We start from the raw sequence: 22,796 nt of genomic DNA, 5'->3' as shown, positions 1-22,796 counted from the left end.
GGGCTTAAACTGTGCTAGAGTGGCTAGAATTTCGTTGGCGAACCAGGTGTTCTGATCATTATTTAACCACCATTGCCAACCACAAAATCAAAACAATAACGATCAAAGGATTTCAATTATGGGCTGTTGCGACGCTCCGGGCTTGATGCCAATTGAAGAAGCACTAGATAAGCTGCTATCGCCAATTCAACCTATTCGAACGACCTTATCACTGCCATTGGCAGAAGCATTGGGTTACGTACTTGCTGAAGATATTCTATCCCCTATTTTCGTACCTCCTTTTGATAACTCAGCAATGGACGGCTATGCACTGCGCTTAGCAGACCTAGAGAACGGTAAAGTGCTGCCTTTAGCGGGCAAGTCCTTTGCAGGTCAACCATTTGAAGGTGAATGGCCTGCAAACACCTGTATTCGCATTATGACTGGCGCAAAGATCCCGGAAGGTTGTGACGCCGTAATCATGCAAGAAAACACGGCTGAAACTGACGCTGGCATTGAGATTCAACAAGACGACATCAAGCTAAACAATAACATTCGCCCTACTGGTGACGACATCAAACAAGGCGATATCGTTCTTAGCCGTGGCGAACGTTTAACACCTCGTGACATTCCAATGATTGCTTCGCTCGGTGTGAGCCATGTAACTGTGGTACACAAGCCTAAAGTCGCTTTCTTCTCTACTGGCGATGAGCTCAAGCCATTAGGCCAACCGCTTGAAGACGGTCAGATCTACGACAGCAACCGCTACGGCATTAAACCGCTGATTGAAGCGTTTGGTTGTGAAGCGATTGACCTAGGTATTATTCCTGATTGCCCTGCAACGCTTAAAGAAACCTTTGTAAAAGCACAAGAACTGGCAGACGTAGTTGTCACCTCTGGTGGCGTAAGTGTCGGCGAAGCTGATTACACCAAAGACATTCTTGAAGAGCTTGGCGAAATCGGCTTTTGGAAACTAGCAATCAAACCAGGTAAACCATTCGCATTTGGTGAGCTAGACAACGCTTGGTTCTGTGGCCTACCGGGTAACCCAGTGTCAGCAATGATGACCATGTACGTGTTAGTTCAACCTATGCTGGCTAAACTTGCCGGTCACACTGCGTGGACAGCACCAGAATCGATTCCTGCGATCACTAAATCTGCATTCAAAAAAGGCCCAGGCCGTACTGATTATCAACGTGGTATTTACTCGATTGAAAACGGTAAGTTTGTAGTAGAAACAACAGGTAACCAAAGCTCTGGCGCTTTCCGCTCAATGAGCTTAGCAAACTGCTTTGTGGTACTAGAGCGCGAACGTGGCCGTGTTGAAGTCGGTGAAACGGTTCAGATTCAACTGTTTAACTCCACGCTTTACTAACGAGGCTTGCTGATGGAAATACTGTCTGACGCAGAGATGCTTCGCTATAACCGCCAGATCATTCTCAAGCAGTTTGATTTTGAGGGTCAAGAAGCGCTGAAACAGAGCTCGATTTTGGTGTTAGGTGCGGGTGGTTTAGGCTGTGCCTCTGCTCAATACCTTGCGACTGCGGGTATTGGTAAGCTAATGCTGATCGACGACGATGTTGTCGAGCTTTCAAACTTGCAACGACAAGTGCTTCACACCGATGCTGATATTGGTAAGAAGAAAGTCGTTTCAGCCGCTGAATCATTACAGGTGTTAAACCCACACCTTAGAGTTGAAACGGTCGACCACAGACTTGATGACGAGGCACTAGCAAAGCTCATTGAAGCGCATTCGTTAGTACTTGATGCCAGCGACAACGTTGAAACGCGCAATCAACTTAACCGTTTGTGTTACGCCTCAAAAACGCCACTTGTATCGGGCGCTGCGATTCGCATGGAAGGTCAGATTAGCGTATTCACTTATCAAGATGAAAATGCACCTTGCTACCAGTGCTTGAGCGCTCTATTCGGCAACGCTGCTCTAAGCTGTGTTGAAGCCGGTGTGATGGCACCTGTTGTTGGCATGGTTGGCGCGGCTCAGGCTTTGGAAGCTATCAAGGTTATTGCCGGGTTTGGACAACCAAAGCAAGGCAAGCTTTTGATTCTCGATGCCATGTCTCACAGCTGGCGTGAAATGAATTTAATGAAGATGCCTAATTGTTCGGTGTGTGGATAAGCTAAATCATATCCCCTCTTATCGAAAACTTAAGCCTTGACTATATGTTGGGGCTTTTTTATATCTCAACGTCAGCATCTCAACTCGCTTTATCAATTTGAAATACTCTATGAGAGATTAGTTTCATTTGAGTTCTCATTTTGAGAATACAATAAAAAAATCAGCACCACAAAATATAATCGTTAAAAATCAACGCGTTAAATTTGGCACATAACTTGTAACTATATTTATACCTTCCATCACAAGGATGTAGATATGAGAATTACAACGTTAAGTTTGCTATTAAGTGCCCCTCTAGTCGCCAACGCAGCGCCATTCGATACCTGCCCTAGTCAAGCATACCTCTTTCAGTCGAAACCCGTTGAAGTTTGGGGTGTAAACCTAGTAACAGGTTCAACCACACTGTTAGAAGACGATACGGGTATGAATGCCAATATAAATGGTGTCGGTTTCGACTTTCAAGACAGATATATTTATGGCTATGACACCACCAACAAACGTTTAGTGCGTCTTGGTCAAGACTTCCAAGCAGAAGTTATCAATACCAGTGGCTTACCAACCGATCACACTTTCTATGTCGGCGACGTCTATGACCATGTTTACTACTTGTATCGTACAGGTAAGGGACTATTTACTGTTGACCTCTCTCCTTTAGACTCTGATCCGAATGCGACCGTCACGGTCAACAAAATCGCAGGCAGCCCTGCAACTGTAAAACTGACTGATTTTGCTTTCCATCCAAGTGATGGCTCTTTATATGGTATCGACAATAACTCGGGTGGCTTGTACAGCTTCAACCCCACTACAGGCGCAGAAACCTACATTGGTGACACTGGAGAAACAGGGACATTTGGCGCAGGTTATTTCGATGTAAACGGCTACTACTACGTATCTCGAAACCAAGACGGTAAAATTTACCGTATCAATCTGTCTCCAGACAACGCGACCAATATCGCTGCTGGGATTGTTCCGGCGGTTGAATTTGTATCGAATGGCCCAGCTTCTGGTCAAAATGATGGCGCTCGTTGTGCGAACGCGCCTGTTGTAGATGAAGATTCAAACATCGACTTCGGTGACGCGCCAGATAGCTACCTGACTCTTCTCGCAAGTAATGGCCCTCGACATGAACTTGATGGCATCACATGGTTAGGTACAACACCTCCAGATGCGGATTTGGATGGTTATGTCACACCACAATCAGACGAAACCGTTGGAGTGGACGATGAATGGGCCAACGGTGGTATCGGTTTTGTAACTGCACTTGAAGCAGGGCTTGATTCAAAAGTAGTCATTGAAGCTTCAACAACCGGTTACCTTTCAGCTTGGATAGACTGGAACCAAGATGGCAGCTTCGATGGCGCCAACGAGCAAGTGTTTACAGATTACGCGCTCGATGCTGGTGAAAACGATCTGTTCCTTAATGTTGATATCAACGCATTGACCGGTACTACGTGGGCTAGATTTAGATTCAGCCAACAAACCAACCTGAGCTACTTTGGCGGTTCTACCTCTGGTGAGGTGGTCGATATTCAAGTCGATGTCCTTAACGATGGTGCCACCGCTCGTTACTTCCCAAGTGCTTCTGGCTACGCAACGCTCGCGTACGAAGATAACTGGCCTTATAAAGCCGACTACGACATGAACGATGCTGTTCTTATGTATCGCATTACTGAGATCCTTAAAGATGGAAAAGTCGTTAAGTCCACTATCGACGGCCGCCTAGCTGCTGTCGGGGCATCGTACAGAAATGGTTTTGCTGTTCGACTTCCTAACCTCGACCCGAGCTTGGTGAGTAGTGGTAGCTCTTACATGAAACACAACGGCGTATTCACTGACCTTGACCTAGAAGATGGACGTAGCGAAGCAATCTTTGTTATCGCCAATGACCTGACAGAAAAAATCAGCACTGGCTGTACCTTCTACCGCACCAGTAATGGATGTAAAGAAGATGAGCAGTTCTCGTTCCAAATTGGTATTACTTTAGCCGGTGACGGTGTGAGTACTGGCAGCTGGACCGATATGCCTTACGACCCGTTCATCTTCGCAACGCCTGGGTATTATCATGGTGAAAACCTACCTCTACATCCAGGACGCAGCTGGGAGGTTCACTTGCCAGACCAAGCTCCAACCGAAGCATTTGATACCACTAACCTCTTTGAAGCTGGTTTAGGCGTCGATGACAGTAATCCATCAACAGGTAAATACTTCAAAACAGTAGAAAACCACCCTTGGGCACTAATAGTGACTTCGGATGACGAATGGGAGTGGCCTTTAGAGTACGTCGATATTGTTACCGCTTACCCAGAGTTTAAAGAATACGCAGAATCCGGCGGTGAAACGAACCAAACATGGTACCAATCACCTGCAGACAACCAACGTTACGAACCATAAGGAGAGACGTTATGACTATTCACACTAAACAATATCGAGACAATCATTGCGTTGATTCAAGTCGCAATCTCTTTGAGGAAAAACGTATGTCTGTACAAAGCACTTGGAACATCAAGAAGTCACTAGCCGTTATTTTAGCTGCAGCGCCATTAGTATTAGCCGGCTGTGGAGGCGGCGGCGGTGGGGGCGGAAGTACATCTACGGCATCACCATCTACACCCTCGACACCTGCAACTCCGTCGAATCCGGTAACAGCAACGACTCCGGTAACAGCAACGCCTTCGCCGTCTCCCGCGACAAGTGCGGTAGCAGCGCAGAGCTATACGATGAGTGATTTGGTGGTACCTGATGGATTTGACTACAACTCTGTTGAACAGTTTGATCTCAACATTGACATCAGCAGCATTTCGACAGACCGTTCTTTTGTGACCGTTTATAGCCGCTTTAGTACAAGAGATGACTCAACCTTGAAGCCGGATTACTCCAGCAAGGTCATTGCGGGCCCACTAGATAACGGTGTGTTCGCCTCCAACTTTGCAGCACCAGTAAACCATGACGCACTCTTGATAGAGATTTGGTTTTACGATGGTCAACCTCCATTACAACAAGTGGTTTCTAGCGGCGACTCTCAGATTGTCTGGCAGTAAATTGTTTAACAGCAGGTAACTTGTCGTTAGCGAGATCTCTGACGAAACAGAGTCAAAATGAATTGTTTGTAAGTAGGAAGTGAGCAGAAATGCTCACTTTTTTATTTTCGTCGAAGAGCAGTTAATTCAGCTTTCTTAGCGAGTAGCATTCACTTTACCACCAACCTCACTTATATTTTCAACATAACCTTCAAAGACTTACTCTCATGAAACAGTTAAAAATAGGTCTATTTATCTTAATGTGTGGCGTAGGCGTGTTAGTTGCCCTTGCCTATTTCCCGCTAACATCAGAGACGGGGCAACGTATTCAAGCCAAAGTAATTTCGAACACGCTTACTCAATCCTTAGATGGGCACAGGCGTTATCTGACGGTTCAGACAAAAGATAATGACGTATTTCGGCTCTCGATTGCTCCTACCACAGACTGCCCTATTGATTCTGTGGTCGCGCTTGATACATTAAACAATCAAATAACCGGACAAAGCAGTTATCAGTTCATCCACTGTCGAGCTGCACAATAGCCATCGATGCAACAACGGTATTCGTAAAGCAACTGTATTCGCAAAAGCAACAGTAATCGCTCTACCACTGTATTCGCTAAAACAGTAAGAATCGCTAAAACAACAAGAATGGATATAACAATAATGAATCAGCCACTCATTTCACCACAACAACTTCAACAACGTTTGCTAGCAGAAGACAATATCATCATCCTCGACGCCAGCATCGAGTTTCAAATTCCAAGCGAGTCAGAAAAGATCAAAGGACAAATGATTCCTGGTGCTATTCGTTTTGACTACGACAAAGACTTTTGTAACAAGCACACTCTGCTTCCTCACATGTTTCCGAGCGAAAAACACTTCAACACTCGCGCAAAAGAAATTGGCATCAATCAAGACAGTACGATTGTGGTTTACGATAACTCCGGAACCTTCGCTTCTCCTCGTGCGTGGTGGATGTTTATGGCAATGGGACACAACGACGTATTCATCTTAGATGGCGGTTTGCCAGCTTGGATCGAAGCCGGTTACGCGACCGAGACTGACTATCGCACCGAAGTAAAAGCGGGCAATTTTGAAGGCCATATTCAAGACAACTACTTTGTCAGTGCTCAGCAGATTGAAGGTTACTCAACTGACAAGAGCGCAAACATTGTAGATGCTCGTTCTCAAGCTCGTTTCGATTCAGAAGTTCCTGAACCACGTGAAGGCTTGCGTAGTGGCCATATACCGAATTCTATTTGCCTACCATTTGCCCAAGTACTCAAAAACGGCAAGTTAAAGTCCCAAGAAGAGCTTATTGATATCTTTTCAACGCTAGAATTAACGCCTTCTCAACCTATGTTCTTTAGCTGTGGCTCTGGCGTAACAGCTTGCATCATATTATTAGCCGCTAAACTCGCTGGCTATAACGGTGAAATGGGTGTTTACGATGGTTCATGGACGGAATGGGGTGCTAACGACAAACTCCCTATCGCCGTGACTAAAAAGTAATTCAACTTCGCTCAATGCAACTATTATAATATACTGCGCATGCATAAAGAGCTTACTGATAATGATGGCCCCACGTCTCATGAAGTAAGCCTCTATGTCGCAGTCAACGCTATGTTCATTTGAGACCAAGACTCGATTCACGCCGTTTGATTTGTAACCCACATCAACTTGCTAACCATAATTCGTGATTAATCATAAACTAATCGTTATCGACGTTATGAATACTAATTTTTCACTCAAGAATCTCTGCTCGTAGTCGTTACACTATTTAATCATTAATACTTTCATCATTGATGTTTGTATTTTTCGTTGCATGAATCGCGCTGACAACCCAATAGTTTGTCACTTGCAGTCTGTTAAAAGTAGTAACCAACAAAGGCATCTCATGGCTCTATTTAAGCAAAATATCTGGTCGCTGTACGCGTTTGTCGTACTACTGACCCTGATACTTTTCGCCGCGTTGGGAATAACAAACTGGAAAGCAAACAGAGACGACTTCATAGAGCAGCAACACATTCAGGTTGAGCTTTTTTCTAGCTCCGTCAACTCGCTGCTGACCAGTCAAGAAGCCTTGTTAGAAGTGGTTGGCCATCAACTGGCTCAACAGTCTGATTTCACACGTACTGCATCTATCCAGATTAGGCCAATATTAGACAAGCTACTTGAGACCCACCCTGCGATAGCAGCGTTTGGCTTGTTGAACACCGACGGTGATTACCTCTCGATTAGCTCAAATCTCGAACTTGCGAATCAAAGGAACTTGCTGCAATACGCGCCAACCAGAGGCTCCTTCCTAGACGCCCTATCAAGCAGTAGCATGGTGCTTGGCCGTACCTATTTTCAAGATTCGTTGAATAGCTTAGTCATCCCGCTGAGAAAATCCATTTCGATCGATGGCAAGAAAACCGATGCAGTAATGACCGCAGGGCTACGATTAGACGCAACGATCGTATTTGAAAATAATGCTCACGCTGGAAGTTTCAATACACTAAGCCTGATCAGAAAAGACAGCTATCGCCAGTTTTATTCAAGTGATATTGAATCTGAGAGTGCCTATTCCTCTCCAGTCGGCAAAGATGTCATACAGCGTATTGCAAGTATCTTTACCGACCACTTCGGAATTAGCGTACAAGAAGCGATGAATGGGCAAGAAACCTATTCTTTTGTCGTCGACGATGAAGAGTACCACTCTTTGATGAGCGCGAAATACATCCCAAACTACAAATTATGGGTGGTAGGACGTACGGATCTAACTCACGTCGATAGTATATTCATACAAGAGTTCAGCATTCTTTTCGTTGCCTTTATTTTTCTTCAGTTTGGTTTCTACTTTTTGGTTAAGTCGATTGCCAAGAATGAACAACGGACTCGTAGCCAACTCATTTATCAGGCGAACCATGACCCTTTAACCTCTCTGCCAAACCGTTTGTACATGCGTAGAAACATTGGTAAATGGATTGACGATGAGTCAGAGCCGTTTTCGCTGTTGTTTATCGATATCGATAACTTTAAATGCGTCAATGACACCCACGGGCATGACTTTGGAGATAAGGTTCTCAAACAGATCGCTTTGCGTTTGATGAGGTTCCGATCTCGCCTCAGCCTATTGGTACGTGAATCCAGTGATGAGTTTTTGTTCTTGACGCCCTTGTCGAATGAAGCTGAAATTAAACGACTCGCCAAGCGCATTATTGAAGTGCTTTCTCAACCTTATGAAGTTGAAAGCGCTCAGTTTTTGTTAGGTTGCAGCATCGGCGTAGCGCGTTTCCCAGAACACGGAAAAGATCTGGATAGCCTGTTACGTTCTGCCGATATTTCAATGTACAAAGCGAAACAGCAGCAAAACTCGTACAGTATTTTCACAACGGAAATGCAAGATGCTCATCTCTACAAAATGAAAGTAGAACAAAGGCTACGCATCGCTATCGAGAAACAAACGCTGTTCATGGTTTTCCAACCGCTGGTTCGTGCAAATGAAAGTATTCATGGTGTAGAAGCACTCGTGCGCTGGATTGATGAGGAATTGGGTTTTGTTCCGCCAGATGTCTTTATACCGATAGCAGAGAACACGGGTTTAATGCAAAAACTGGGGACTTTTATTATTGAGTCCAGCATTATGCAGATCGCCCACTTGCACCGAACAACAGAACAAAAAATCGGGCTGTCGATCAACATATCAGTGCGTCAGTTTTCTCATCAATCCTTCTCTGAGCACTTGTTCGCGACACTAGAAAAGTATCAACTCTCTCCTAGCTGTGTAACGCTAGAAATTACCGAGAGCTTGTTCATTGAAGATGTGACTTTGGTGAAACCGACTTTTGAAGCCCTCAAAGAGAAGAATATAAAGATCTCTTTAGATGATTTCGGGACAGGTTATTCATCACTAAGTATGTTGAAAGCACTGCCTATCGATGAACTTAAAATCGATAAGAGCTTTATTGAGAACATTGCTGTCGATCAGCAGTCACTCACCATGGTGCAAAACATCATCGCAATCGGTAAGAACTTCGGCATGGTGGTATTAGCAGAAGGCGTAGAATCAAACGAACACTTCGCAATTCTAAAGGCATGTGGATGTGACTTAATGCAAGGCTATTACTTCTCTCGCCCTATTCCTTATGATGAGCTGGCTACTCACCTAAACAAGAAAGTGACCGAGCACGCGGAATGTTCTGTTTAAGAACGTGAGTTAAATAGACGAGCTAAATAAGGTAGGCGGCTAAACACCTACCTTATTTTCTAGGTATTTTCTGTTCAGTTATTTATTCATTTCACTTTTTATTCATTTCACTATGCATAACATCGATCAACTGCCCGGAAGGATCTCCTGATAATTCCCAAGTAAAAATGCCGCCTAGGTCTGATTTCTTCGCCCATTCTGCCTTTGCTTTAATAGAACGCTGATCTTCAAAAGATATGAATACTTTTTTATCTGGGTTCCACAAATAAGGTGCTTGAGCTTGCTCATCATACTTATACTCATAACCTTGTTTGCTGCTGTAGTTATTCATAAGATCCCAAAACATGAAGTAACCGTTTTCACCGGTACCAAACTGCGCCCCTTGTTCAGAAACTAGGTCACCTTTAGGCAGCTCTCCAGCAAAGTCTTTTGTCCCTTGCCAACCTCGACCATAAAAAGCCGCCCCGATCACGAGCTTCTCGCTAGGAATACCTTGCTCTATCATCTGATTAATGAAGACATCAGCTCCCATTCCCCACCAACTACGCTCGGTGGCATGTAAGTTTGTTGTGTGACCTGTTTGAGTTCCCCAGCCTCCGAGGAAGTCATACGTCATCGCAAACATGTTCGTCAGATATGGGCTAGCTGCGTTCCAGTCAATTTGAGCTGCCTTAGCACCAACACCGACAGCCGTTGAAAGCTCGTAATCTCTTTGAGTCGTCTTTGATAGAGCGTCCAAATCACTTCTGATTGTTTTTACTAAAAGAGTAAAAGCTTCACGCTCTAGCGCTTTTTGCTCATCCGTTAGTTTCGTCTCTGGGTTCCAAGGCGAAGTGGTTAAGCCGCCGCCTCCTGGGTATTCCCAATCAAGATCAATACCATCAAAGAAGTCGTATTTTTGGATCAATTCAACAGCAGTTTTTGAAAAGTGCGCAATGGCTTGAGGATCTTTCGCCATCGCATGGAAAGGTTCAGACATTGTCCACCCTCCAAATGAGGGCAAAATTTTGATATTTTGATTGTCGGCCTTCAGTTGAGCTAACTGGGCAAAGTGACCTTTATAGGCGACATCAACACCCACGTCTCCGAAATCGACTTCTAACGCAGCTTCTTTATCCACAATAATCGCGGTATATGGTTGTTTGTCTGCACATTGCTGCTGAATTTGTTTTTGGACGGGCTCACCAGCACCGCTATGAGGACCACACATGCTCAAGAAGGCGTAAATAATATGTGAGAGCTTGTCTGCAGGTATGTCGTCAACGGTATAAGGGTTGTCTTTATTCAGATATTGCCAATCCGCAAAATACCCTGCGACGACTTTATCATCGGCATGTACTGTAGGTGTGAGCATACAAGCCGTGGCTATTGAGCTAAGCCCAAAGATAGAAATAGATTTAAAGATAGAACTTGATTGGTCACTGTTGCTAGAAATAGCGTGTGTGATAAATGACAGTTTCATAATTATCTCCTTTAGTGTGGCTTAACATTAAAGAGTGATAATTCTTTCAACCGCTGAACAAATTCACTATTCGAGTCATGTCTAATAGTTATCCCCCTTATTGCACTGGTTTCATTAGGGGGATTTTCCATGATTACTCAAATAGTGAATTCAACGAAGCACAAATATCTTACTATTCACTGCCGTATGGTTTATTCACGCTAAGTTGTTCGTCCAAGTTAAGTACCGTCAAAGCATTACTTACGCTGGTCGCTATCACATCGACCACACCGGTTCTTAGTGCGCCTAATAGAGCTAATGGCTTACTGTTCTCCGCTGCAATGGCAATGACTTCCGCTATTGGGCGAAATTCTTCCAAGGCCAAACCAATCACACGGTCACTCATTACTGTGTTTGCTGTTTTACCGTGAACATCGAAAAAGTCATAACCCGCAAAGTCACCGACGACACCTTGTAATAAACGAGATTGAACGACCTCACCTGCGGTAAACCAGCCTAAGTCGACCATATAGCTGTTTTCGCTCATATCACCGATACCGACCAAAGCGACATCGGCTTTTCGAGCGAGATCGAGGGTCTGCTTAACGGTGCTGTTTTCCATGAATGCGGTTTTTTGCGCTTTATTCTCGGCATAAGCGGGCGCGTATAAGGTTTCAGAAGATCCACCGTACTTTTTGGCTAACTGCCTGCATATATGGTCGGCATTAAACATACCGCCTCTTGGGTGAATACCGCCGATACCACACACGAATTTGCAGTCTCGTGGCGTAATGACGCCAGTGTGATGAGCAACAGACGATACGTTTCGCCCTTGTCCTACTGTCACTACCATGCCGTTTTTCAGTGTACTGGTAAGGTAGTTAGACACTAAACCAGCAACCTGTAATCGCTGCTTCTCTTCATTTGGTTGGTCTAGTGCCACAAGCGCACGCTTTACACCAAATCGTTCGATCAAACGTTGCTCGATCTTCGCACTAAAGACGGGGTGATATTTCACGGTGATCTCAACAATGCCCTCATCTCGGGCTTGCTTGAGCATTCGACCAACCTTTGCACGGGAGATAGAGTACTTTTTAGATATCTCTTCTTGCGTGGCACCATCTTGATAATAAGCAACCGCTACTTCAGTGAGGAGATCAGTGTTTTCTTCGGAAACATCTTGGATATTCTTACTCATATACCACTCAACCAATATTTAACAATTATTTTACCTGCTTGAAGAACAAATGTTCGATGCTTAAGCAAGTGATACACAAGTTTACACCCCAAACATATGTAACAGCAAGGTACATTTGCTCATAGTCATAACCATGATTTTGTTGTTGATTAATTCACCTCACTTTGCTCGTTAAACGTTTGCTTGCATAGCCCATGATTACTAGAGCGAAATATATTTGACTGAAGTCACCATACAGTACTATTTACCGTTGACTTTGGGGCTAGATCGGATAAATATGGCTACATCATTTACTCATCGAGCGATCAAATGTTCTGTGCAAATGTTCGTTCGGAGAAAAATTTAAATTAATGTAAGTTTGGCTCACTGGTACAACCATTGAGAACTTCATTAGTTAGCTTGCAAATGCCCACACCTCTCCCATTAATGAGGTGTTATGCGATACATAGGATGATCAAAATGAGCAATAAATTAGAGCAACTTCGTAAACTAACAACTGTTGTAGCTGACACTGGCGATATCGAAGCTATCAGCAAGTACACTCCTGAAGATGCAACAACTAACCCATCTCTAATTCTTAAAGCTGCTCAAATTGCTGAGTACGCTCCTCTAATCGATGCTTCTATCGAATACGCAAAAGCGCAAAGCGGTGATAAAGCACAGCAAGTTCAAGATACTTGCGACATGCTTAACGTGAACATCGGTAAAGAAATCCTAAAAGTTGTACCTGGCCGTATCTCTACTGAAGTAGATGCTCGTCTTTCTTACGACATGGAAGGCAGCGTTGCTAAAGCTCGTCAACTTATCAAAATGTACAACGACGCTGGTATCACTAACGACCGCATCCTTATCAAACTGGCTTCTACTTGGGAAGGCATCCGTGCTGCTGAAATCCTAGAGAAAGAAGGCATCAACTGTAACCTAACGCTTCTATTCTCTTTCGCTCAAGCTCGCGCTTGTGCTGAAGCTGGCGTATTCCTAATCTCTCCTTTCGTTGGTCGCATCATGGACTGGTACAAAGCGAAAGAAGGTCGTGATTTCGAAGCTTCAGAAGATCCAGGCGTAATCTCTGTTTCAGATATCTACAACTACTACAAAGACCACGGCTACAAAACTGTTGTTATGGGCGCAAGCTTCCGTAACATCGGCGAGATCCTTGAACTTGCTGGTTGTGACCGTCTAACTATCGCTCCTCAACTTCTAGCAGACCTAGAAGCAGCAGAAGGCGAAGTAGTAGAGAAGCTTATCGACTCTAACGGTACTAAAGAGCGTCCAGCAGCGATGACTCACGCTGAGTTCCTATGGGACCACAACCAAGATGCAATGGCTGTTGAGAAACTGGCTGAAGGCATCCGCAACTTCGCCGTTGACCAAGGCAAACTAGAAGACATGATCGCAGCTAAGCTGTAATCACTCTTACCAAATTCAAATAGGGGAACGTTCAGTTCCCCTACTTTTATCAATTTTGTTTTTCTTAATTTTTATTCGGAAGTTCTTATGAATCGCAAACATCTAGCTAACGCTATTCGTGCTCTAAGCATGGACGGCGTACAACAAGCAAACTCTGGTCACCCAGGCGCACCTATGGGTATGGCAGACATCGCTGAAGTACTTTGGCGCTCTCACCTAAACCATAACCCAGCAAACCCAGAGTGGGCTGACCGCGACCGTTTTATCCTGTCTAACGGCCACGGCTCAATGCTGATTTACTCTCTGCTTCACCTAGCAGGTTACGAGCTTTCAATTGAAGATCTTAAAAACTTCCGTCAACTGCATTCTAAGACTCCAGGTCACCCAGAGTACGGCTACGCACCAGGCATCGAAACGACTACAGGCCCTCTAGGTCAAGGCATCACCAACGCTGTTGGTATGGCAATGGCAGAGAAAGCGCTAGCAGCACAGTTCAACAAAGAAGGCCACGACATCGTAGACCACTACACTTATGCATTCATGGGTGATGGCTGTCTGATGGAAGGTATTTCTCACGAAGCATGTTCTCTAGCAGGTACGCTTGGTCTTGGTAAGCTGGTTGCTTTCTGGGATGACAACGGTATCTCTATCGATGGCGAAGTTGAAGGTTGGTTCTCTGACGATACACCTAAGCGTTTCGAAGCTTACGGCTGGCACGTAATCCCAGCGGTAGATGGTCACGATTCTGACGCTATCAACGCAGCGATTGAAGCGGCTAAAGCAGACCCTCGCCCTACTCTAATCTGCACTAAAACAGTGATTGGCTTTGGTTCTCCAAACAAAGCAGGTACGCACGACTGTCACGGTGCTCCACTAGGCGCTGAAGAAATTGCAGCAACACGTAAAGAATTAGGTTGGGAGCACGGTCCTTTTGAAATTCCGTCGGAAGTTTACTCAGAGTGGGATGCGAAAGAAGCAGGCGCAGCTAAGGAAGCAGCGTGGAACGAGAAACTTGCAGCTTATGAAGCAGCATACCCTGAGCTGGCAGCAGAATTTAAACGCCGCGTAAACGGTGACCTACCAGCTGAGTGGGAAGAGAAAGCATCGGCAATCATCGCTGATCTTCAAGCTAACCCAGCAAACATCGCATCACGTAAAGCATCTCAAAATGCTCTAGAAGCGTTCGGTGCTATGCTACCTGAATTCATGGGCGGCTCGGCTGACCTTGCGCCTTCTAACCTAACTATGTGGTCGGGTTCTAAGTCTCTTGAAGCAACTGACTTCTCTGGTAACTACATCCACTACGGTGTACGTGAATTCGGTATGACGGCTATCATGAACGGTATCGCTCTGCACGGTGGTTTCGTACCATACGGCGCAACGTTCCTAATGTTCATGGAATACGCTCGTAACGCTATGCGTATGGCTGCTCTGATGAAAGTTCAGAACATCCAAGTTTACACGCACGACTCTATCGGCTTAGGCGAAGATGGTCCTACTCACCAACCGGTTGAACAGATCGCTTCTCTACGTCTAACGCCAAACATGAGCACATGGCGTCCATGTGACCAAGTTGAGTCTGCTGTTGCTTGGAAACTAGCAATCGAGCGTAAAGATGGTCCTTCTGCACTTATCTTCTCTCGTCAAAACCTTGCACAACAAGATCGTGACGCTGAGCAAGTAGCAAACATCGCTAAGGGTGGTTACATCCTGAAAGATTGTGAAGGCAAGCCAGAGCTTATCCTTATCGCAACGGGTTCTGAAGTTGAGCTAGCGGTTAACGCTGCTGCTGAGCTAACGGCTGAAGGTAAGAAAGTACGCGTAGTTTCTATGCCTGCTACTGATGCGTTCGACAAACAAGACGCGCAGTACCGTGAGTCTGTACTTCCATCTGACGTAACGGCACGTATCGCTGTAGAAGCTGGCATCGCTGACTTCTGGTACAAGTACGTTGGTTTCGGTGGCAAGATCATCGGTATGACAACGTTCGGCGAATCTGCACCAGCAGGTGAGCTATTCAAGATGTTCGGTTTCACTACTGAAAACGTAGTAAACACAGCGAAAGAGCTTCTAGCTTAATCTTAAATACATTGTCTCGCCCTTCAATGGGTTGATGCATACAGAAAGCCCCGCATGAAAATGCGGGGCTTTTTTTGTCTTTTCTCTCATTCGGATTAAATCTAACGGCTATTTTTCTTCGAAACGCTTTGCCAGTTGGTAGAACTCATTGACTCGTTCTTTTAGCTCTGTGGAGTGGTCTTTCACAGAATGCGTTGCCACTAAGTTTTGTTCTGCGGTCGAGGCGATAGACTGCATATGCAGATTGACTTCACTCGACAGCTCACGTTGCTTATGAGCAGAACTTTCAACAGACTGCATGAGTTCATTCATGGATTGCATTAGGTTTTCGACTTCCGACAAGCGCTCTGCACTCACCTTCGCAACATCACCACATGCGTCCGTTTGCTTACGGTTCGCCAGAATATCTTTTTGCCACCCTTCAATCGTCGTTAGCATGGTATCGATGCTCTCTTTGATCTGAACCGTAGCCTTTGAGGTTCGACCCGACAATGCACGGACTTCGTCGGCAACAACGGCAAAGCCTCGTCCTTGCTCGCCCGCTCTCGCCGCTTCAATCGCAGCGTTCAGGGCCAACAAGTTGGTTTGTTCGGCGATTCCACCAATCTCTTCCATTATCTTGCTTACGCTCTGCGCTTGATCGCTCAGTTGGTAAGTCGTTTGAGTCGCCTTTTCAGCCTGAGAAGCTAGGCTCTCTAAGTTTTGATGAGTTTGATTAATGCTTTCTTTAGCGCCAGCACAGGTTTGCAAAGTCACATCAACAATCTTATGCGCTTCTTCTGTGCGAGAAGAGACCTCATTGGCGGTGACTTCAACCTCTTCAGTCGCCTCTCGTACTTGAAGAATGTCCTTAGTCTGTTGATCTAAAGCATCTGAAACTTGATAAGAAGTCGCGTTAAGATTGTCGGCTAAATCTTGTAACGGCTTAGCTGAATCAGTCATACGGCCTAACACTGTTCTGATTCGAGCAGATAGCAACTTCAAATGGAAATCGGCGATAGAGAACTTACTATTACCAGAGTAGACGAGACGACTCACACTATCGAATTTCGACTGCAACTTTTTAAGCTGTAAAGGCGTATCAACAAGCTCTTGTCTGAATAAGAGTGCCAACGCAGAAACAGGAAGTAAGCTTAGTAACCATCGCGACATTTGCCCTACTTCAACGAGGTTTGAAATTAACGGCGCAGCCAAAGAGCCTAACAACACCGCATAACGAACACTGTCACTGATCTGTAACGACCATTGACGACCCGACGTCTCTGCTTTCAATAAGCTTTGGTAAGCCTTATCCGCGACTTGTACCCATTCGTTTTTCGGCTTAACACGAACAGACTGATAGCCACTCACCTTTCCGCCATCGTAAATAGGGGTAACGTAAGCATCAACCCAGTAGTAACCACCGGATTGGGTTTTATTTTTTACGATACCGCGCCACGCTTTACCTTGCTTTAGGTTAACCCACATATCAGCAAAAGCGGCTTTCGGCATATCGTTATGCCTTACGATATTGTGGTGTTGCCCTAGCAATTCTTGTTGGCTGTATTCCGCTATGCGACAAAAAGCATCATTACTGTACGTAATCACGCCTTTTAAATCAGTGGTAGAGACAAGTTGTTCGTTTTCGCTGAGAAGCGTTTCACGATATTGAGTAGATGAGCTGACAGTCATTATATTAACTTAGGTTAATTATTATTTTAGGCGAGGAATATATACAATTATTAAAGTTATGACAAAATGTGAACGTCACATTTTGTGTAAATGCCTGCTATTTATACAAATATTAGCTAAGTACCTCACAAAGCTAATATCTTCACTATCTTCTCATGCCAACAGTCACGACTCATCTAAGTTTACGGCAGTGGTAAATTTCACGGTTCTCATTGAGACAGAGGTATGGAATTTACGAATATTCAGATCTTTGCGTAGTACTCGCTCCACAAAGTCTTCGTAGGCTTGAATGTCTTTGACCGTCACAATCAGCATGAAATCAAAGCTGCCTGATATCTGATAGCACTGCGTGACCTCTTCTGCCTTTGAAATAGAATGGCGAAAGATTTGGTAAATATCCCCTCGATCACGCTCCATTTCCACGGACACAACCAAAGTCATCTTACTGCCGGTCAGTTCTGGATTAATGATGGACACACCACCGACAATCACGCCCTCTTCTCTCAGCCGTTTCACTCGCTTTAAGCAAGCAGGCGGTGACAACCCGACCAACTCTGCTATTGTTAAATTTCACGTCATTGAAACACTGAAAGTTACTCTCAATACTCTAATTATTGATATTTTGAGTAAAAATAATTTGAGCATGGGTATTTACTAATGACTCAGTTATTACATGCGTATTTTAAAACACCGATAATAAAAAATTATCTTATTAGTTAGAACCCAACGCCTTGTATAAAGCGCCCTCCAGAATAATAACCACGACCTAATCAATGTTATTAAACATCCAAACTATCAACTATTCATTCAACAAAACCCATTAAATAACTGACAATAGAATAAATAGCACTCCTTATTTTATATTAACTCTAAATGTTGAAACCGGAACGAATAATTAATTGTAATAATTATCCATTTGATTGGTAAATTTTATAAATATATTTTGTTACATAATCAAAACTGATGGCTTGATATGATAATGTCACACAAAACAATGGCTTTAATGGTTCTAATTTTTTCCTCACTGTCACAGGCTTCCACTATTGAGAACGACGAACTATTGTTGAAGTCATTGATAAAACAAGGTGTTATCTGTTCAGGCTTAACCTATGAGGAAAATCAAGAAGCTTTGCGTATCTATCTCAACGCTAAAAAAGTGAAGAGCACCCCGTTTGATTCAAAAAATAGAAAAGAGACAACCAATACAAAAGAGATAGAAGGTAAAAAACATACAACAAACACACGTCAGTTAAATAAGACACCACAAGAGTGTATTAGGCCAAACTCGGACAACAGATCCGAATAAGGCAAGTTGATACTGATATCGACATGGAAATATAAAAAGGAAATATAATGAAAATGATGAGAAAAACATTGTTGGCTTCAGCAATGCTTACTCTATTTAGCGTCAGTGGTTATGCAAAAACACCTATTGATTTAGGCGTAGTTAATGAAGACAAACTCATTGAAATGCTAGTTAGACAAGGCTTAGTCGACCAAGATGCAACCGATGCGGCAAAGCGCGATGCGCTTGACCGTTACTTGAAAAATAAAATCAATTCCGGTTTCAAAGGCGATGCTCAATTCGGAAAAAAAGCACTTGAGCAACGCGCAAAAATACTCAAAGCCATAGAAAAAGGGTCTGGCGTTAAAAAAGCGAGTGTCTTTGCTTTAGAAGTCGGCACCAAGCGCACCGATAAAGTACTCGCTCTATTGGTCGATTTCCCTGATTTGAACTGGGATGACAACAAGTTGACCGAAGAGCACACGCAGATGCTCTACGAGAGCTACAACCCTGAACATTATCAAGAGTTGTTGTTTTCAAATTCTGGCTACACAGGGCCAAATGGCGAAAACCTAATCTCGATGCGCCAATATTACCAAAGCGAATCAGGCGACAGTTACAGCGTTTCAGGTCAAGCGGCAGGTTGGTATCGCGCCTCTAAGCCTGCGTCATTCTATGGTGGCAACTCCCCTACCACCGACAACGACCTAAACGCCCAAGAACTGGTTCGTGAAGCGCTGAATCAACTGGCTCAAGATCCGAGTATCAACCTTGCCGATTACGACATCGAAGATCGTTACGATTACGACGGTGACGGAAATTTCCGCGAACCCGATGGTATGATTGACCACCTGATGGTGTTTCATGCATCGGTAGGCGAAGAAGCCGGTGGTGGCGTGTTAGGCCCTGATGCGATTTGGTCTCACCGATTCAACCTTGGTCGCACTCATGTACTGGAAGGTACTTCTAGCTCGCTTCCAGATCGATTTGGTGGCCAATACGCGGCGTTCGATTACACCATTCAACCGATTGATGCGGCTGCAGGTGTTTGTGCCCACGAATATGGCCATGATTTAGGCTTACCAGACGAGTATGACACGCAATACACAGGCAGAGGCGAACCGGTTTCTTACTGGTCAATCATGTCTTCGGGCAGTTGGGCTGGTCAAATTGGTGGTACACAACCAACGGCATTCAGCTCTTGGGCAAAACACTTCCTACAGAAATCGATTGGCGGACGTTGGGTTAACGATGATCAGCTCTCGATTGATGACCTAGAAGACAATCCACAAGTGTATACGCTGTTCCAAACAACGGATAACAGTCGTCCTAACATGATCAAAGTGGATCTTCCTGAAAAGCAGATTGAAAGTCTGAAACCCTTTGAGGGCGAGTATTCATTCCACTCTCAAAAAGGCGATGATCTGAAAAACAGTATGACTCGCAAGTTGATGATCCCAGCGGGTGATTCTGCACTGCTGTCTTTCAAAACTTGGTATGAGATTGAAAAAGACTACGACTTTGCGCGCGTGCTAATCAACGGACAAGCCATTGCAGGAAACATTACCTCAATGGACGATCCATACAACACGGACCTCGTTCCTGCTATTGGCGGCGAATCTGGCGGATGGGTCGACGCTGAGTTCGACGTTTCACAATGGGCAGGCCAAGAAGTGGAACTGTCTTTTGAATACATCACCGATGGCGGCTTAGCAATGGAAGGCTTCTATTTAGATAACCTTGCTGTTGTTGTCGATGGTGAAGTGACCTCAATAGACGATGGTGAAAGCAACTCCACCTTCGCCCTTAATGGTTACAAGCTGAGTAATGGATTCCATCAAGCGCAGCACTACTATCTATTGCAATGGCGCAGCCACATGGATGTTGATGAAGGCCTAGCGAACATCAAACGCATGGGACAACTGATGTCATTCGACCCTGGCTTGATCATTTGGTACGTCGACGAATCACTAACCGACAACTGGGTAGGTAAACACCCTGGTGAAGGTTGGTTAGGCGTGGTCGATGCAGACCAAAATGCAATGGTGTGGGCAAACTCTGGTGAAGCGGCTCAAACACGCTACCAAGTTCGAGACGCAGCGTTTTCACTCAAAGATCATACTCCAATGCGTCTTGTAAACAGCGACAACGATGTACTCGAAGATACCAGTTTGGTTGGCAATGCTAGCTTCTCGGATGACCAAGATTACACATCGCCTCAAGCACCAGATTCAGGACGCATCCTGACGGAGTTTGGTTTAGCGGTCGATATTGTGAATCAGAGTGATAACAACGAATACGGTGTGGTTCGCTTATCTAAAGTAAGCCAACACAACATCGTTCCTACTGCGAACTTCGAGCTTAATGTGACTGGTCTGACTGTTTCTGCAAACAACTTCAGCTCAGACCAAGACGGTGAGATCGCCCGTTACCTATGGGACTTTGGGAACGGCACAACAAGTAACGAAGTGGCACCAACTTGGTCTTACGAGCAAGCGGGCGAATACACGGTGAACTTGACTGTTGTCGACGACAAAGGCGCTACCGCTTCATTTAGCTCCGTAGTGAGTGTTGAATCTCCAAACGCCCTTCCAGAAGCGAGCGCGAAGTACATTCACTTGGGCCGCTGGGTAACCATGTGGTCTACAAGTTCAGACAGCGATGGTCGTATTGTTGATACCGAGTGGACACTTCCAAACGGAAAGGTGAAACGAGGTCGCACATTCACGTCAATCTTCCCTTCATACGGAAAGCACGAGGTGACACTGAAGATAATCGATGACCAAGGTGGGATTACCACTAAGACAATTTTGGTCGACCTGTAAATCATCGCTGGCTCTGTCATGCGTATTTACAACACAAGCTTAAGTACTGTTGTCACAGGATATAAGCCACGACAGCAGTTTTAAGAAAACGTTATTATTTAAGCCGTAAGCAAAGGCCCTACCGATTTGGTAGGGCTTTTTATTGGTCGCAGTTCGAGATACTAGGGTTTTAATCACAGTAACAAATTTACTGAACCACCATTCGATGAGCCATTACACAGGCTGCTTTTGAATACGCGATTTACGAGCACTGAATGCGAACAGCAAGATAACAGCTAACACGAATGGTATTACGTAGATATTGAGGTTCTGCCACCCTGCTGTCGATTCTAGCCAGCCAGAGAGCATCGCTGTAATCGTCACACAGCCAAAGACAATAAATTCATTAAACGCTTGTGCCTTAGCTTTATTCTGCGATTGGTAGGACTGACTAAACAAACCTGTTGCCGCGATAAACATGAAGTTCCACCCGACACCAAGCACAACTAGAGCCGCTCTGAAGTGCCAAATAGATTCGCCATGAATGTTAATCGCGATACAGACAACGAACAGCACCCCACCCGCTAAGATCATCATTCTTGAGCCAAACTTCTCGATAAGTGAACCAGTAAAGAATGCAGGAACAAACATCCCCAATACGTGCCACTCAATGACGCCCGCTGCTTTGGTAAAGTCAAAGCCACAACCAATCATTGCCAATGGCGTTGCTGTCATCAGGATATTCATCACCGCATAAGCGACCATGGCAGCAAACACTGCGCCAATAAAGTTAGGCGCTTTTACTATCACACTGAGAGGATCGGATTTAGGTGCCTGACTATTAAAAGAGACTTTTGGAAACTGAATTGTTTGTAAGATGAGTAACGCAAGAATGTTCAATCCAATCAAAGAAGCAAAAGCACCAATGTACAAGCCATCTTGCGACCACTGTTGCGACATAATCGCCAAATTTGGCCCTAATACCGCGGCTAAAACGCCACCAGCCATCGAGATAGAGATCGCTCGATGACGTGCATTTTCATCACACACCTCGATTGCAGCAAAACGATAAAGCGTGCCAAAACCTATGCCTATCCCAAGTAAGAACGTAGCGAAACAAAACAGATAGAAATTTTGCTGAGACAGTGCGTAGGTGGCAAGACTAGCTCCTGTAATGCCAACCACATTACCAATGCTAAATCCTCTCTTTCTCCCTAACTTGCCTGAAATTAAAGATGCAGGAATAGTGGCTGCCATTAGACCCAAAAACTGCAGTGCAACCGGCAAGGTGATCATGCTGACACTGGGTGCAATCTGCTTACCGATCAAACCAATCACAGAGATCAGTAATATGTTACCCGTCATCAACAAGGCCTGACACAGTGAGAGCAGCCAAACATTTCTATTCATCTTCGTTCCTAAATATGAGCACAGTTGGTCAATAGACCAAAAATTCAACAAAGTCGCAACACTTTGTTACTCATAGCAACTCTACAAAGCGACCAATAGACCAATAGACCAATATAAAGTGCTACCACCACATGACTTTGATTAGCGTTACTTCATAGACAGGATCTTAAG

The 22,796-nt window shown here is 44.7% G+C and carries 15 protein-coding genes and 1 pseudogene; 11 read left to right on the top strand and 5 right to left on the bottom strand.

What is annotated here, in order from left to right:
* Positions 1–118: 118 nt before the first annotated feature.
* The 7 genes from moeA to AB4585_RS17680 all read left to right on the top strand — a co-directional run bounded on the left by moeA (position 119) and on the right by AB4585_RS17680 (position 9,327).
* Positions 119–1,354 (top strand): molybdopterin molybdotransferase MoeA, encoded by a 1,236-nt coding sequence (moeA, locus tag AB4585_RS17710; RefSeq protein ID WP_017064436.1) that lies wholly within the window; start codon positions 119–121, stop codon positions 1,352–1,354.
* 12 nt (positions 1,355–1,366) lie between these two features.
* Entirely contained in the window at positions 1,367–2,116 is a 750-nt protein-coding gene (moeB, locus tag AB4585_RS17705; RefSeq protein WP_372050988.1) for a molybdopterin-synthase adenylyltransferase MoeB, read from the top strand.
* Between the two features lie 255 nt (positions 2,117–2,371).
* The gene (locus AB4585_RS17700; RefSeq protein ID WP_372170424.1) at positions 2,372–4,507 is read left to right on the top strand and encodes an LruC domain-containing protein; all 2,136 of its coding nucleotides are present in this window, start codon (positions 2,372–2,374) and stop codon (positions 4,505–4,507) included.
* Positions 4,508–4,518: 11 nt separating this feature from the next.
* A complete protein-coding gene (locus AB4585_RS17695; protein ID WP_017064433.1) occupies positions 4,519–5,154 on the top strand; it encodes a hypothetical protein in 636 nt (211 codons plus the stop codon).
* A gap of 206 nt (positions 5,155–5,360) precedes the next feature.
* Positions 5,361–5,675: a hypothetical protein gene (locus tag AB4585_RS17690; protein ID WP_017061706.1), complete on the top strand. Its 315-nt coding sequence runs from the start codon at positions 5,361–5,363 to the stop codon at positions 5,673–5,675.
* Between the two features lie 123 nt (positions 5,676–5,798).
* The gene (locus AB4585_RS17685; protein WP_017065718.1) at positions 5,799–6,647 is read left to right on the top strand and encodes a sulfurtransferase; all 849 of its coding nucleotides are present in this window, start codon (positions 5,799–5,801) and stop codon (positions 6,645–6,647) included.
* A gap of 385 nt (positions 6,648–7,032) precedes the next feature.
* Complete coding sequence (locus tag AB4585_RS17680) at positions 7,033–9,327, top strand: bifunctional diguanylate cyclase/phosphodiesterase (protein ID WP_102333910.1); 2,295 nt, start codon at positions 7,033–7,035, stop codon at positions 9,325–9,327.
* A gap of 91 nt (positions 9,328–9,418) precedes the next feature.
* Here the strand turns inward: AB4585_RS17680 and AB4585_RS17675 are convergent, their stop codons facing one another.
* Both AB4585_RS17675 and AB4585_RS17670 read right to left on the bottom strand, forming a co-directional pair.
* Positions 9,419–10,789 carry a glycoside hydrolase family 18 protein gene (locus tag AB4585_RS17675; RefSeq protein ID WP_170962816.1) on the bottom strand — a complete coding sequence of 457 codons (1,371 nt, stop codon included), beginning with the start codon at positions 10,787–10,789 and terminating at the stop codon, positions 9,419–9,421.
* Positions 10,790–10,961: 172 nt separating this feature from the next.
* A complete protein-coding gene (locus AB4585_RS17670; RefSeq protein ID WP_017064428.1) occupies positions 10,962–11,966 on the bottom strand; it encodes a sugar-binding transcriptional regulator in 1,005 nt (334 codons plus the stop codon).
* Positions 11,967–12,425: 459 nt separating this feature from the next.
* Between AB4585_RS17670 and tal the strand changes: the two genes are divergently transcribed.
* Both tal and tkt read left to right on the top strand, forming a co-directional pair.
* On the top strand, positions 12,426–13,376 hold the full coding sequence (gene tal, locus AB4585_RS17665) for a transaldolase (protein WP_009845571.1): 951 nt from the start codon (positions 12,426–12,428) through the stop codon (positions 13,374–13,376).
* An 87-nt stretch (positions 13,377–13,463) separates the two neighbouring features.
* Entirely contained in the window at positions 13,464–15,455 is a 1,992-nt protein-coding gene (gene tkt / locus AB4585_RS17660) for a transketolase (RefSeq protein ID WP_372154396.1), read from the top strand.
* A 108-nt stretch (positions 15,456–15,563) separates the two neighbouring features.
* Here tkt and AB4585_RS17655 read toward each other — a convergent pair whose 3' ends face one another.
* Complete coding sequence (locus AB4585_RS17655; RefSeq protein WP_372170420.1) at positions 15,564–17,126, bottom strand: methyl-accepting chemotaxis protein; 1,563 nt, start codon at positions 17,124–17,126, stop codon at positions 15,564–15,566.
* Positions 17,127–17,291: 165 nt separating this feature from the next.
* Positions 17,292–17,696: pseudogene (locus AB4585_RS17650) on the bottom strand (Lrp/AsnC family transcriptional regulator); the annotation flags it as partial.
* 409 nt (positions 17,697–18,105) lie between these two features.
* Here AB4585_RS17650 and AB4585_RS17645 point away from each other — a divergent pair.
* Both AB4585_RS17645 and AB4585_RS17640 read left to right on the top strand, forming a co-directional pair.
* A complete protein-coding gene (locus tag AB4585_RS17645) occupies positions 18,106–18,432 on the top strand; it encodes a hypothetical protein (protein WP_017064423.1) in 327 nt (108 codons plus the stop codon).
* A 47-nt stretch (positions 18,433–18,479) separates the two neighbouring features.
* On the top strand, positions 18,480–21,236 hold the full coding sequence (locus AB4585_RS17640) for an immune inhibitor A domain-containing protein (protein WP_372170417.1): 2,757 nt from the start codon (positions 18,480–18,482) through the stop codon (positions 21,234–21,236).
* A gap of 213 nt (positions 21,237–21,449) precedes the next feature.
* Here AB4585_RS17640 and AB4585_RS17635 read toward each other — a convergent pair whose 3' ends face one another.
* Positions 21,450–22,625: an MFS transporter gene (locus tag AB4585_RS17635; protein ID WP_372154400.1), complete on the bottom strand. Its 1,176-nt coding sequence runs from the start codon at positions 22,623–22,625 to the stop codon at positions 21,450–21,452.
* Between the last annotated feature and the right edge of the window lie 171 nt (positions 22,626–22,796).

Source organism: Vibrio sp. 10N.222.49.C9 (genome assembly GCF_041474985.1).
Classification (GTDB): Bacteria; Pseudomonadota; Gammaproteobacteria; order Enterobacterales; family Vibrionaceae; genus Vibrio; species Vibrio crassostreae_C.
The sequence above is the reverse complement of the archived record's forward strand: the minus strand, read 5'-3'. Positions and strand labels throughout refer to the sequence as shown.

Bases quoted from the DNA above. Each gene is read 5' to 3' on its own strand.
- moeA (WP_017064436.1), top strand. From the start codon at position 119: ATGGGCTGTTGCGACGCTCCGGGCTTGATGCCAATTGAAGAAGCACTA.
- moeB (WP_372050988.1), top strand. From the start codon at position 1,367: ATGGAAATACTGTCTGACGCAGAGATGCTTCGCTATAACCGCCAGATC.
- AB4585_RS17700 (WP_372170424.1), top strand. From the start codon at position 2,372: ATGAGAATTACAACGTTAAGTTTGCTATTAAGTGCCCCTCTAGTCGCC.
- AB4585_RS17695 (WP_017064433.1), top strand. From the start codon at position 4,519: ATGACTATTCACACTAAACAATATCGAGACAATCATTGCGTTGATTCA.
- AB4585_RS17690 (WP_017061706.1), top strand. From the start codon at position 5,361: ATGAAACAGTTAAAAATAGGTCTATTTATCTTAATGTGTGGCGTAGGC.
- AB4585_RS17685 (WP_017065718.1), top strand. From the start codon at position 5,799: ATGAATCAGCCACTCATTTCACCACAACAACTTCAACAACGTTTGCTA.
- AB4585_RS17680 (WP_102333910.1), top strand. From the start codon at position 7,033: ATGGCTCTATTTAAGCAAAATATCTGGTCGCTGTACGCGTTTGTCGTA.
- AB4585_RS17675 (WP_170962816.1), bottom strand. From the start codon at position 10,789: ATGAAACTGTCATTTATCACACACGCTATTTCTAGCAACAGTGACCAA.
- AB4585_RS17670 (WP_017064428.1), bottom strand. From the start codon at position 11,966: ATGAGTAAGAATATCCAAGATGTTTCCGAAGAAAACACTGATCTCCTC.
- tal (WP_009845571.1), top strand. From the start codon at position 12,426: ATGAGCAATAAATTAGAGCAACTTCGTAAACTAACAACTGTTGTAGCT.
- tkt (WP_372154396.1), top strand. From the start codon at position 13,464: ATGAATCGCAAACATCTAGCTAACGCTATTCGTGCTCTAAGCATGGAC.
- AB4585_RS17655 (WP_372170420.1), bottom strand. From the start codon at position 17,126: ATGACTGTCAGCTCATCTACTCAATATCGTGAAACGCTTCTCAGCGAA.
- AB4585_RS17645 (WP_017064423.1), top strand. From the start codon at position 18,106: ATGTCACACAAAACAATGGCTTTAATGGTTCTAATTTTTTCCTCACTG.
- AB4585_RS17640 (WP_372170417.1), top strand. From the start codon at position 18,480: ATGAAAATGATGAGAAAAACATTGTTGGCTTCAGCAATGCTTACTCTA.
- AB4585_RS17635 (WP_372154400.1), bottom strand. From the start codon at position 22,625: ATGAATAGAAATGTTTGGCTGCTCTCACTGTGTCAGGCCTTGTTGATG.